The sequence below is a fragment of the Pseudomonas morbosilactucae genome (assembly GCF_023241715.1).
In the GTDB taxonomy this organism is placed as follows: domain Bacteria; phylum Pseudomonadota; class Gammaproteobacteria; order Pseudomonadales; family Pseudomonadaceae; genus Aquipseudomonas; species Aquipseudomonas morbosilactucae.
Genome location: NZ_JALQCW010000022.1, coordinates 1 through 12,198, shown reverse-complemented (window position 1 = coordinate 12,198; position 12,198 = coordinate 1). Strand labels below are relative to the sequence as shown.

General features: G+C 61.7%; 11 protein-coding genes and 1 pseudogene. 6 read left to right on the top strand and 6 right to left on the bottom strand.

Translation table 11 applies throughout. The features are described 5' to 3' along the window. Positions 1-22 precede the first annotated feature (22 nt). Positions 23-505, top strand: a complete 483-nt coding sequence (locus M1B34_RS10645; protein WP_268265097.1) for a GNAT family N-acetyltransferase — start codon at positions 23-25, stop codon at positions 503-505. Between the two features lie 136 nt (positions 506-641). Here the strand turns inward: M1B34_RS10645 and M1B34_RS10640 are convergent, their stop codons facing one another. Both M1B34_RS10640 and M1B34_RS10635 read right to left on the bottom strand, forming a co-directional pair. Further along, positions 642-866: a hypothetical protein gene (locus tag M1B34_RS10640; protein ID WP_123331510.1), complete on the bottom strand. Its 225-nt coding sequence runs from the start codon at positions 864-866 to the stop codon at positions 642-644. 443 nt (positions 867-1,309) lie between these two features. After that, positions 1,310-1,948 carry a hypothetical protein gene (locus M1B34_RS10635; protein ID WP_268265096.1) on the bottom strand — a complete coding sequence of 213 codons (639 nt, stop codon included), beginning with the start codon at positions 1,946-1,948 and terminating at the stop codon, positions 1,310-1,312. A 329-nt stretch (positions 1,949-2,277) separates the two neighbouring features. Here M1B34_RS10635 and fabI point away from each other — a divergent pair, with 329 nt between their 5' ends. Further along, positions 2,278-3,072, top strand: coding sequence for an enoyl-ACP reductase FabI (fabI, locus tag M1B34_RS10630; protein WP_268265095.1), 795 nt, complete (start codon positions 2,278-2,280; stop codon positions 3,070-3,072). A gap of 119 nt (positions 3,073-3,191) precedes the next feature. Here the strand turns inward: fabI and M1B34_RS10625 are convergent, their stop codons facing one another. The 4 genes from M1B34_RS10625 to M1B34_RS10610 form a co-directional block, all read right to left on the bottom strand. Further along, positions 3,192-3,740 carry a cupin domain-containing protein gene (locus tag M1B34_RS10625; protein ID WP_268265094.1) on the bottom strand — a complete coding sequence of 183 codons (549 nt, stop codon included), beginning with the start codon at positions 3,738-3,740 and terminating at the stop codon, positions 3,192-3,194. Between the two features lie 281 nt (positions 3,741-4,021). After that, on the bottom strand, positions 4,022-5,302 hold the full coding sequence (locus tag M1B34_RS10620; protein WP_268265093.1) for an NAD(P)/FAD-dependent oxidoreductase: 1,281 nt from the start codon (positions 5,300-5,302) through the stop codon (positions 4,022-4,024). Positions 5,303-5,360: 58 nt separating this feature from the next. Further along, positions 5,361-6,851: an aldehyde dehydrogenase gene (locus M1B34_RS10615; RefSeq protein WP_268265092.1), complete on the bottom strand. Its 1,491-nt coding sequence runs from the start codon at positions 6,849-6,851 to the stop codon at positions 5,361-5,363. Positions 6,852-6,885: 34 nt separating this feature from the next. Then, positions 6,886-8,262, bottom strand: coding sequence for a glutamine synthetase family protein (locus M1B34_RS10610; RefSeq protein WP_123331498.1), 1,377 nt, complete (start codon positions 8,260-8,262; stop codon positions 6,886-6,888). A 265-nt stretch (positions 8,263-8,527) separates the two neighbouring features. On the opposite strand from M1B34_RS10610, the gene M1B34_RS10605 reads away from it, so the two are divergent. From M1B34_RS10605 to M1B34_RS10590, 4 genes and pseudogenes are all read left to right on the top strand, one after another. Next, positions 8,528-9,283 carry a gamma-glutamyl-gamma-aminobutyrate hydrolase family protein gene (locus tag M1B34_RS10605; protein WP_268265091.1) on the top strand — a complete coding sequence of 252 codons (756 nt, stop codon included), beginning with the start codon at positions 8,528-8,530 and terminating at the stop codon, positions 9,281-9,283. Between the two features lie 245 nt (positions 9,284-9,528). Beyond that, the gene (locus tag M1B34_RS10600) at positions 9,529-10,671 is read left to right on the top strand and encodes an ABC transporter ATP-binding protein (protein WP_268263599.1); all 1,143 of its coding nucleotides are present in this window, start codon (positions 9,529-9,531) and stop codon (positions 10,669-10,671) included. A 41-nt stretch (positions 10,672-10,712) separates the two neighbouring features. Continuing rightward, entirely contained in the window at positions 10,713-11,594 is an 882-nt protein-coding gene (locus tag M1B34_RS10595; RefSeq protein WP_268263605.1) for an ABC transporter permease subunit, read from the top strand. Further along, a pseudogene (locus tag M1B34_RS10590) lies at positions 11,591-12,198 on the top strand (ABC transporter permease subunit); the annotation flags it as partial. The gene M1B34_RS10595 and the pseudogene M1B34_RS10590, both read left to right, overlap by 4 nt.

The following is a 12,198-nucleotide window of genomic DNA, read 5'->3' as shown; positions in this document are numbered from 1 at the left end:
TTCGCCGATTTTAAGGAAGGACATGGACATTCGACTGACGCAAACCACGGACTGGATGCATTTAAAGCGCGTGCGCCTCGCCGCGCTTTTGGACACACCGACAGCCTTTGGCGTGAGTTACTCAACCGCCGCGAACTACAGTGACGAACAGTGGAAAGAACGAGCCTCGTCAACCCGAACAGAATTCTGGCTGGCCTTCAAGGACCACACACCCGTAGGCATGATCGGCGCCGCAGTCAGTGGCACCCATCGCTACAACTTGATCGGGATGTGGATCGAGCCCTCGGCACGTGGCTCTGGCGTAGCGAGTCGGCTGGTCGATGCAGTGAAACGCCGGGCGATCGAGAAAGGCCATGATCGGGTTTTTCTGGACGTCTCTCCCGACAATACAAGAGCCGCGCACTTCTATCTGAAGCAGGGCTTCTCCTTCATCGATGAGTGGGAGCCCCTGGAAAGCCATCCGCACATCCTGGTCCAGACCATGTTCTGGCAGGTGCAGACCTGACTCAAAAAAGCCGCTGCCTGAACCGCCCCAGGTTTCTTGAACAGTGAGCGAGCACTTTTGGCCGGAGACGGACGATCAGTGAAACTGAACTGAAAGCTAGAATTTATGCTCACTTGAAGGCTAGGTAAGTCTTGCTCTATTGCGGTGAGGGAATTTGATCCTGATCGAAAAAATCGGTCTTGTATTCGCCCCACTCCATATAGGAGTAGTACTTCGTCATCGCCTCAAAGTGGCTTCCCGCTTCAACTTCCCAAACACGCTTGGCTTCGGCGTGAAGAAGTCCACGAGCACTATCACCTTGAGGCCCGCTTAGACAAAATGTTTGGCCGTCATCAGGATCAAGCCACAGTTCGTACTTCATCTTTATTGACTCATGCTCGCTCCAGGCAAAGTGCTTTTTCTAGCCCTTTGATGGGGGCGAAGTCTATCACTACTGAAGTTTGCCGCTGCTGGGGGCAGTCCAGCCCAATGCCCTACTCCAAAGGCGCTGCATGTTTCGAGTGGCTCGGCTGAAAATCTCTCGCAGCAGGTGGGTGTCGTGCCGGGGCGCTTACTCAAACGCCGGGTACCAGACGTCACAGTACGGCTGCAATAGCGTGCTGGCCTGGGCTTTGTCTTCTTCATAAATAGCCAGAACCAGCGGTGAGTAGAGGTCGTAATACCAACGATCAACGTCATATCGCTCAGGTAGCAGCGTGCAAAGCAGGTCTTTTGTGGCCTGGCCTCGGCTCGGACGGTCACGGGATGACCTTCAATTTCCAGCAGGCTGGCGAACCTGAACGCCTTAATGAGCCCGCCCCGCCCTTACAACTCCAAGCTGATCAGTTCACTCATCCGCTTGCCGATCATCCCCCGCAACCACGCTGAATGAGCCTCCATTTCCACCAACGGAATATGGGTGCCCAAGCGGCGCTGGATGGTTTTGCCTTTGGGTCCTTTATAGGTCACTTGGTAGTGGCCAAACTTTTCGTACTCCCTCATCTGGTAAGGCGTGATGGAGTAGATATCGCTGAACGCTACCTGCACTTGCCTGGGTTTTCGCGCCGGGCGGGTTTCGCTGTAGGTGAGGCGTTGCTGGGTTTCGTCGAAGCTGAAATCGTGCACCCAGGGCTCGGAACCCAACCACCAGAAGATGCAGGCGGCCAGGCACGCGGTGCCAAACAAGGGGCCCAGCAGCAAGGGGTCGGTGAGGGTTTCTGCGTAGGTCAACGGTAGCCCTTTGGCGGCTTCGAACAAGGTGATCGCCAACAGCACCAGAGCGTAGACCGGCAAGGTAACCAGCAACACAAAGTAGAAGGCGACGGTGCCCAGGGAGCTGCCTCCCGAGCTGAACAGCTCACTGGGTTGATGATGCCAAAGGGGCGGATGCACAGGCGGGGTTGCGGGGGTGTCGGCCGCAGTGGCAGCGCGGGTGACCGGTGGCGTCGAGGGGTGGCGCATCATGCGTCGGACTCTGGAGGAGACGCTGCAAAAGGTACCACTCGCCACAGGCCGCCGCTCTTCTTGGTAAAAATCAGCGACCGCAGGCCATGTAACTCAGCGCATATTTCGTCCGCCATATTCCTGCTATGGGATTCCAGGCCCTTGCTGCGTGCCTCCCATACCCTAGTTTGTCATGGGCGCAGAGTGCTGGAACCGGCTCGCCTGCGCATGATGCCCAGCAGCCGAACCGAGGCATGACGTCCTCATGCTTCCGATAATGTGCCGTTGCTCAAGGCCTGCTGAAAGCACCTGGCAGCAGCAGTGAAAAGCGAAACTTCAAGGAGCAACACATGGGTTTTCTAACGGGCAAACGCGTTCTGATCGTCGGTGTCGCCAGCAAGTTGTCCATCGCGTCGGGCATTGCCGCGGCGATGCATCGCGAGGGCGCCGAGCTGGCCTTCACCTATCAGAACGAAAAGCTCCGCAGCCGCGTGGAGGAGTTCGCCACTGAGTGGGGCTCGAACCCTGGGCTGTGCTTCCCCTGTGATGTGGCCAGCGACGAGGACATCGCCCAGGTCTTTGACAAGCTTGGCCAACAATGGGACGCACTGGACTGCATCGTGCATTCGGTGGGCTTTGCGCCGGGCGACCAACTGGACGGCGACTTCACCGAAGCCACCACCCGCGACGGCTTCCGCATTGCCCACGACATCAGCGCCTACAGCTTCATCGCCCTGGCCAAAGCCGGGCGGCCAATGATGAAGGGGCGCAATGGCAGCCTGTTGACCCTGTCCTACCTGGGCGCCGAGCGGACCATGCCGAACTACAACGTGATGGGCATGGCCAAGGCCAGCCTGGAAGCAGGCGTGCGTCACCTGGCCGGCAGCCTTGGCCCGGAAGGCACGCGGGTCAACGCCGTATCGGCCGGCCCGATCCGTACCCTCGCCGCTTCGGGGATCAAGAACTTTCGCAAAATGCTCGCCGCCAACGAGGCGCAAACACCCCTGCGCCGCAATGTGACCATCGAAGAAGTCGGCAACGCCGGCGCCTTCCTGTGCTCGGACCTGGCATCGGGCATCAGCGGGGAAATCATGTACGTGGATGGCGGGTTCAACACCACGGCCATGGGCAACCTGGACGATTGATCTGGTGGGTCCTGCCGCTTCGGGTCGAAGCGGCATTTGCGTCAGGCGCATGGCCTGCGGGGTAGCGCGCAGTGGCGGACTTTGCCGCCGCTGCCAACAGCCGAGGCCCCTACCCCAAACTAGAAGTTCGCCGGCGTATTCGCGCTGATAATCTCGGCTTCGTCCTGCCCAATGTTCCTGAAACTGTGGGGTAAGGTCGTGGGGAAGTAATACCCGTCCCCCGGGTTCAACACGCTGACCTGGCCGTCCACCGTGAGCTCCACGGTGCCACGGGTGACGATCCCGCACTCTTCCCCTTCCGCGTGCACGATCGCTTCTTCGCCGGAGCTGGCGCCGGGGGCGTATTGCTCCCGCAAGAAACGCATCTGCCGGCTTGGCAACGGCGCGCCGACCATCAGCAGGCGCAGGCCGTCGCGGCCGAGGTCGGGTTGTTCGTTGGCGCGGAACACGTATTGATGTTCCCGGGGCGGCTGGTCGAAGGTGAAGAAGTCGGCCAGGGACATGGGGATGCCTTCCAGCAGTTTTTTCAATGAGCTGACGGAGGGGCTGACGCGATTCTGTTCGATCAGGGAGATGGTGGCGTTGGTCACGCCGCTACGACGGGCCAGCTCGCGCTGGGAGAGTTTGTAGCTTTCGCGAACCAGTTTGAGTCGGGTGCCCGTGTCCATAACAGCCTTATGTGAGGAAAACTCAAGGATATTGGCGGCGTGGAGTGCGGGCGACTGCTGTCGCGAAATTCGCCGTTTCCGTGCCCCTGGAAGATTAAAGTCGGCTATTAAATCACGTTTGTGCAGGCGGCTGTAGCGGGGGGTTTAAGGGTGACGCGCAGCGTCAGAGAAGGGCTTGCCCAGTAGCGCATGGTCACCCGCTGGATCGCTGCCAGCCGGCCCCCCACGCGCGTTCCCATGGCCCCCGCGGGAGTGCCGCCGGGGACCGATTGGCGAGGGCTTCAGACGCCGAAGCGGTCGCGCAGAGCGTAGTAGGCGGCGCCCATCGCGGTCAGTGGGGCCTGGAAGGTGCGGCCGCCGAACATCGGCATGTGCGGCAAGGAAGCAAAGGCGTCGAAGCGCTCGGCGTCGCCGCGGATCACTTCACTGATCAATTTACCGGCCAGGTGCGAACAGGTGACGCCGTGACCGCTGTAGCCCTGCATGTAATAGGCGTTCTTTTCGATACGGCCGAATTGCGGCATGCGCGACATGGTCAGCAAGAAGTTGCCGGTCCAGCGGTAGTCGATTTTCACGCCCTTGAGCTGGGGGAAGGTCTTGAGGATTTTCGGACGGATCAGTTGTTCGATATCGTCCGGCTCCCGGGCGCCGTACACCACGCCACCGCCGTAGAGCAGGCGGTTGTCAGCGGTCAGGCGGTAGTAATCGAGCAGGTAGTTGCAGTCTTCCACGCAGTAATTGTTGCTGATCAGGCTGCGCGCCACCTGTTCCGACAGCGGTTCGGTGACCACGATCTGCGAGCCGCACGGCATGCTTTTGCGGGTGACCCGAGCGTCCAGGTTCTGCGGCAAGTAGGCGTTGCCGGCGATCAGCAGGTATTTGGCGCGGACCACGCCCTTGGCGGTGCGCACCACATTGGGTTCGCCGTAGGTGATTTCCTCGGCCGCCGACTGCTCGAAAATCTTGCCGCCCAGGCCGATGATGGCGCTGGCCTCGCCCAGGGCCAGGTTCAGCGGGTGAACATGACCGCCCTGCTTGTCCAGCAGGCCGCCGACGTAGTTTTCGCAGCCCACTTCGCGGGCCATGTCGTTACTGTCGAGCAGGTGCAGATTCTGGTTGCCGTAGCGCTCCCAACTGCTTTTCTGTTCGGCCAGACCCTTGAGCTGTTTCTTGTTCAGGGCGGCGAAAATACCGCCCGGGCGATAGTCGCACTGGATGTCGTAGTGCTGGATGCGCTGGCGAATGATGTCGGCGCCTTCGAACATCATGCTGCCGAGGATCTCCGCGCTTTTTTCACCGTAGCGTTGCTCGATCACGTCCACATCGCGGCTGTAGGAGTTGACCAGTTGCCCGCCGTTGCGCCCGCTGGCACCGAAGCCGACCTTGGCCGCTTCCAGCACGGTGACGCTGTAGCCGGCCTCGGCCAAGAACAGCGCCGACGACAGCCCCGTGTAGCCGGCACCGATGACACAGACGTCGCACTCCACCAACTCTTCGAGCACGGGAAAGTCGCCGGTGTGGTTACGGGTCGCGGCGTAGTAACTGTTGACGTGGGTTTGCATGTTTCGGACTCCTGGGCGCTTGGCCGACGCGGGCCGGCAAGCGCCGTTGTTATGTGTCTTAGAGCTTGATCCAGGTGGCTTTGAGCTCAGTGTACTTGTCGAAGGCGTGCAGCGACTTGTCGCGACCATTGCCCGACTGTTTGAAGCCGCCAAAGGGCGCCGTCATGTCGCCACCGTCGTACTGGTTGACCCACACGCTGCCGGCGCGCAGGCTCCGGGCAAAGCGGTGGGCGCGGCTAAGGTTGGCGGTCCACACGGCGGCAGCCAGGCCGAAGATGCTGTCGTTGGCGATCTGCAGCGCCTGCTCTTCCGTGTCGAAGCTGATCAGCGACAGCACCGGGCCGAAGATTTCTTCACGGGCGATGGTCATGGCGTTGGTCACACCGTCGAAAATCGTCGGCTCCACGTACTGGCCGCCGGTCTCTTCCAGGGTGCGCTGGCCGCCGATCAGCAACTGGGCGCCCTGCTCCTTGCCGATGTCGATGTAGCGCAGCACGTTGTCCAGTTGCCGCTGATCGACCACCGCGCCGACCTTGGTCGCAGGGTCCAGCGGGTGCCCCGGGGTCCAGGCCTTGAGGGCCTGCACCAACAGCGGAATAAACGCCTCGCGGATCGAGCGCTCCACCAGCAGGCGCGAGCCGGCCACGCAGACTTCGCCCTGGTTGAAGGCAATGCCCGCAGCGGCGGCTTCAGCGGCGGCGCGCAGGTCCGGGGCATCGGCGAACACCACGTTCGGGCTCTTGCCGCCAGCTTCCAGCCACACCCGCTTCATGTTGCTCTGGCCGGAATACGCCAGCAGTTGCTTGGCCACCCCGGTGGAACCGGTAAACGCCAGCACGTCCACGTCCATGTGCAGGGCCAGGGCTTTGCCGACCGTGTGGCCGTACCCCGGCAGCACGTTGAACACACCCGGAGGAATGCCGGCATCGAGTGCCAGTTGGGCCAGGCGAATGGCGGTCAGCGGCGACTTTTCCGAAGGTTTGAGGATGAACGAGTTGCCCGCCGCCAGGGCCGGGCCGAACTTCCAGCTGGCCATGATCATCGGGAAGTTCCACGGCACGATGGCCGCCACCACGCCAGAGGGTTCCCGGGTAATCAGGCCCAACTGGTCGTGGGGCGTAGGCGCCACCTCGTCATAGATTTTGTCGATGGCCTCGGCGCTCCAGCGGATCGCGTTGGCGGTGGCTGGCACGTCGATGGCCATGGAATCGCCGATCGGCTTGCCCATGTCCAGGGTTTCCAGCAGGGCCAGTTCTTCCTGGTGCTCGAGGATCAGTTCGGCGAAACGGATCAGCACGCGCTTGCGCGCCGCCGGGGCCTGCAAGCGCCAGACGCCGGACTCAAAGGCCCGACGTGCGGCGACCACCGCCAAGTCGGCGTCGGCCTCGTCGGTGCTGGCGACCTGGGCCAGCAAACGCCCGTCCACCGGGCTGATGCTGTCAAAGGTCTGGCCGCTGGCGGCCCAGCGGTATTCGCCGTCGATAAAGGCCCGGCCCTCAAGGCTCAGGGACTGGAAGTACTGCTCCCAGTCATGGCGCTGCTTGGTCATGTCATGCACTCAACAGAGAAAGGGACAGCGGCCGTCAGACCGTGTGCAGGTACCAGTTGTATTCCAGGTCGGAGATGGAGTTTTCGAACTCCGCCAGCTCGCTTTCCTTGCACGCCACAAACACGTCGATGTACAGCGGGTCGATGTACTTGGCCATGACCTCGCTGTCATCCAGCTCGCGCAGGGCGTCGCGCAGGTTGTTCGGCAGGCTTTGCTCGTTCTGCTCGTAGGAGTTGCCTTCCACCGGGGCGCCCGGCTCGATCTTGTTGGTCAAACCATGGTGCACACCGGCCAGGACCGAAGCCATCAGCAGGTACGGGTTAGCGTCGGCGCCAGCCACTCGGTGCTCGATGCGCACCGCGTCCGGCGAACCGGTGGGCACGCGCACGGCCACGGTGCGGTTGTCGATGCCCCAGCTCGGCGAGTTCGGCACATAGAACTGCGCACCAAAGCGACGGTAGGAGTTGACGTTGGGGCACAGGAAGGCCATCTGCGCCGGCAGGGTTTCCAGTACGCCGCCGATGGCGTGGCGCAGGGCGTCGTTGGTCTCCGGGTCTTCGCTGGCGAAGATGTTGTTGCCCTGCTTGTCGAGAATCGAGATGTGCACGTGCAAACCGTTGCCGGCCTGGCCCGGGTAGGGTTTGGCCATAAAGGTGGTGTCCATCTCGTGGTCGTAGGCGATGTTTTTCACCAGGCGCTTGAGCAGCACCGCGTAATCGCAGGCTTTGATCGGGTCGCTGACGTGGTGCAGGTTGACTTCGAACTGGGCCGGGGCGCTTTCCTTGACGATGGCGTCGGCAGGGATGCCCTGCTCTTTCGCGCCTTCGAGGATGTCTTGCAGGCAGTCGACGTACTCGTCCAGGTCATCGATCAGGTAGACCTGGGTCGAATGCGGACGCTTGCCGGAGATCGGCGAACGCGGGGCCTGCGGGCGGCCGTTCACGTTGTCCTGGTCGATCAGGTAGAACTCCAGCTCGAACGCGGCGCAGATGGTCAGGCCCAGGTCGTCGAACTTGCTCACCACCTGGCGCAGCACTTCCCGCGGGTCGGCGAAAAACGGCTGGCCTTCCAGTTCGTGCATGGTCATCAGCAGTTGCGCGGTGGGTCGCTTCTGCCAGGGCTCGATGCTCAGGGTGTCGGGGATCGGGTAGCAGATGCGGTCGGAGTCGCCGATGTCCAGGCCCAGGCCGGTGCTTTCCACGGTGGAGCCATTGATGTCCAGAGCGAACAACGAGGCCGGGAGGTTGATGCCTTTTTCATACACTTTATGCAGTGCAGTGCGTTCGATGCGCTTGCCGCGCACCACACCGTTCATGTCTGCAATCAGAAGATCGACATACAGGACCTCGGGGTGTTTCTTCAGAAAGGCGTTGGCTTCGTTGAGCTGAACGGCACGCAGTGGGACCGACATGATGCACCTATGTGTTAATTATTATGTTCAAAGCTGTTGCTTGAGCGCAGTCAATCCGAAAGGAAAAGTGAAGTCAATAGCGAACACATCGACCAACACGTTAATTATTTTGCACCAATAACTAGCGAATAGCGCCACGAACCACGCAAAACCAGAACAACAGACATATACCGTATAGAATTTTTGACATTGAAGTTGTCAATTAAAATCAACGAGGCTAAGCTCTGGAAAAACTCGTTCCAGCGTGAATTTCGAGGTGATAAAAATGGCACTCAAGCCATTGATCGGCGTAACTGCGTGCGTCAAAGAGATCGGGCTGCACCCCTACCATGTCAGCGGTGACAAGTACTTGCGTGCCGTCAGCGTCGCGGCCCTGGGGCTGCCGGTGGTGATTCCGTCCCTGGCCGACCTGACCGACATCCAGGGCCTGTTCGAGCACCTGGATGGCCTGCTGTTCACCGGCTCGCCGTCCAATGTGGAGCCCTTCCACTATCAGGGGCCGCCCAGCGAAGCGGGCACCGCCCACGACCCACAACGGGACGCCACCACCCTGCCCCTGCTGCGCGCCGCCATCGCGGCCGGTGCGCCGGTGCTGGGCATCTGCCGCGGTTTCCAGGAACTCAACGTGGCCTTCGGCGGCAGCCTGCACCAGAAGGTGCATGAGGTGCCGGGCATGCTCGACCACCGCGAAGCCGACGACCCGCGCGTCGAGGTGCAGTACGCCCCGGCGCACCCGGTGACGATCCAGCCCGGCGGCGTATTCGAGCGCATGGGCCTGTCCGGCGAGATCCAGGTCAACTCGATCCACAGCCAGGGCATCGACCGCCTGGCCGACGGCCTGCGGGTCGAGGCCGTGGCACCGGATGGCCTGATCGAGGCCGTATCCGTGGAAAACAGCCAGGCGTTCGCCTTCGGCGTGCAGTGGCACCCGGAATGGCAGGTCCTGTCCAACCCGCCCTACTTGAGTATTTTCCAGGCCTTTGGCGACGCCTGCCGGCAACGCGCCGCGCAACGTCGCTGAGCCGTGGCTGCCGTTCCACGGCAGCCACTCCAGCCCTTCAACGAACCACACGCCCTGCCCCAGCGGCGAGCGCACCCGCGTGCGCCCGACGTTCGGCGTGAGCAACACACGGCAAGACCACAACAACAAATAGCGTCAGGCAGCCAGGACGGCTGCGCCGAATCAACCCGCCCCACGCGGGTTGGCCATCCACTTCAAGCCGGGCCGCCTTTGGCCCGGCGACTGACACCTGTTGGGAGTTTCACATGGCAAACGCCTCCAGCACTTACCGCAAGGCCCTTGAAGGCCATCCGGCGCCGCAGAAGGTTCTGGTCAAGGTCGACCGCGTGACCAAGAAATTCGATGAAACCGTGGCGGTAGACGATGTGTCCCTGGAGATTCACCAAGGGGAAATCTTCGCCCTGCTCGGCGGTTCGGGGTCCGGCAAATCCACCCTGCTGCGCATGCTGGCCGGCTTCGAACGGCCCACCGAAGGACGCATCTACCTGGATGGCGTAGACATTACCGACATGCCGCCCTACGAGCGGCCGATCAACATGATGTTCCAGTCTTACGCACTGTTCCCACACATGACCGTGGCGCAGAACATTGCCTTCGGCCTCAAGCAGGACCGCTTGCCCGCCAGCGAAATCGAGGCCCGGGTCGAGGAAATGCTCAAGCTGGTGCACATGACCCAGTACGCCAAGCGCCGCCCTCACCAACTGTCCGGTGGCCAGCGCCAACGTGTGGCCCTGGCCCGCTCCCTGGCCAAGCGCCCGAAACTGCTGCTGCTCGACGAACCCATGGGCGCCCTGGATAAAAAGCTGCGCTCGCAGATGCAGCTGGAGCTGGTGGAAATCATCGAACGCGTGGGCGTGACCTGCGTGATGGTGACCCACGACCAGGAAGAGGCCATGACCATGGCCCAGCGCATCGCCATCATGCACTTGGGCTGGATTGCCCAGATCGGCAGCCCGATCGACATCTATGAAGCGCCGGTCAGCCGCATGGTCTGCGAGTTCATCGGCAACGTGAACGCCTTCGACGGTACGGTCATCGAGGATCAGGAAGGCTACGCGGTGATTCACTGCCCGGAGCTGGAACAGAAGATCTACGTCGGCCACGGCGTCAGCACCTCGGTGCAGGACAAGTCGGTGACCTACGCCATCCGCCCGGAAAAAATGCTGGTCAGCAGCACCGCGCCCGAGGCCCGCTACAACTGGTCCCGGGGCAAGGTCCACGACATCGCCTACCTCGGCGGCCACTCGGTGTTCTACGTGGAATTGCCCGGCGGCAAGATCGTCCAGTCGTTCATGGCCAACGCCGAGCGACGTGGCGCACGGCCGACCTGGGATGACCAGGTCTACGTCTGGTGGGAAGACGACAGCGGCGTGGTACTGCGCGCATGAGGACCTCCGCCATGACTCTGAATCAGCGTTTGATCCGTGTGCTGCCCAGCGGTCGCAAGCTGGTGATCGGCATTCCCTTCCTCTGGCTGTTCCTGTTCTTCATGCTGCCGTTCTTCTTGGTGATGAAGATCAGCTTCTCGGAAGCGGCCCTGGCCATTCCGCCCTACTCGGAGATCTACAGCTTCGCCGAGGAAAAATTCCAGTTGCTGCTGAACCTGGGCAACTACACGCTGCTGGCCGGTGACGAGCTCTACATCTCGGCGTACCTGGGCTCGCTGAAAGTCGCCCTGCTCAGCACCCTGATGTGCCTGGTGGTGGGCTTTCCCATGGCCTACGCCATCACCAAGGCCAGTAAGGAAGCGCAAAACGTCCTGCTGCTGTTGATCATGATGCCGACCTGGACCGCGATCCTGATTCGCGTCTATGCGTGGATGGGCATCCTCAGCAACAACGGCCTGCTCAACGCCTTCCTGATGTGGAGCGGCCTGACCTCCAGCCCGATCGAGATCCTCAACACCAACACCGCGGTGTACATCGGGGTGGTGTACGCCTACCTGCCGTTCATGATCCTGCCGCTGTACGCCAACCTGGTGAAACACGACCAGAGCCTGCTGGAAGCGGCCTCGGATCTGGGTTCGAGCAACTTCAACAACTTCTGGAAAATCACCGTGCCCCTGGCCAAGAACGGCATCATCGCCGGTTGCATGCTGGTGTTCATTCCGGTGGTCGGCGAGTTCGTGATTCCGGAACTGCTGGGCGGCCCGGAAACCCTGATGATCGGCCGCGTGCTGTGGCAAGAGTTCTTCAATAACCGCGACTGGCCGGTGGCCTCCGCCCTGGCGGTGGTGATGCTGGCGATCCTGATTATTCCAATCCTGCTGTTCAACCGCAGCCAGGCCAAAGAAATGGAGGCACGGGCATGAAGCGTTTCGGCTTTGCAAAACTGATGCTGGTGCTCGGCCTGCTGTTTATCTACCTGCCGATGCTGATCCTGGTGATCTACTCGTTCAACGCGTCGAAGCTGGTGACGGTGTGGGGCGGCTGGTCGTTGAAGTGGTACGTCGGCCTGTTGGACAACACCCAGCTCATGGGCTCAGTGCTGCGCTCCCTGGAGATTGCCTGCTACACCGCCGTTGCCGCCGTGGCCCTGGGCACCCTGGCCGCCTTCGTCCTGACCCGGGTCACCCGCTTCAAGGGCCGCACCCTGTTCGGCGGCCTGGTGACCGCGCCCTTGGTGATGCCGGAAGTGATCACCGGCCTCTCGCTGTTGCTGCTGTTCGTGGCCATGGCCCAGTTGATCGGCTGGCCCATGGAGCGCGGCATCGTCACCATCTGGATCGCCCACACCACCTTCTGCGCCGCCTATGTGGCGGTGGTGGTGTCGGCCCGCCTGCGCGAACTGGACCTGTCCATCGAAGAGGCGGCCATGGAACCTGGGCGCCCGGCCGTTTCAAGGTGTTCTTCCTGATCACCATCCCGATGATCGCGCCGTCCCTGGCGGCCGCGGCATGATGTCCTTCGTCCCAC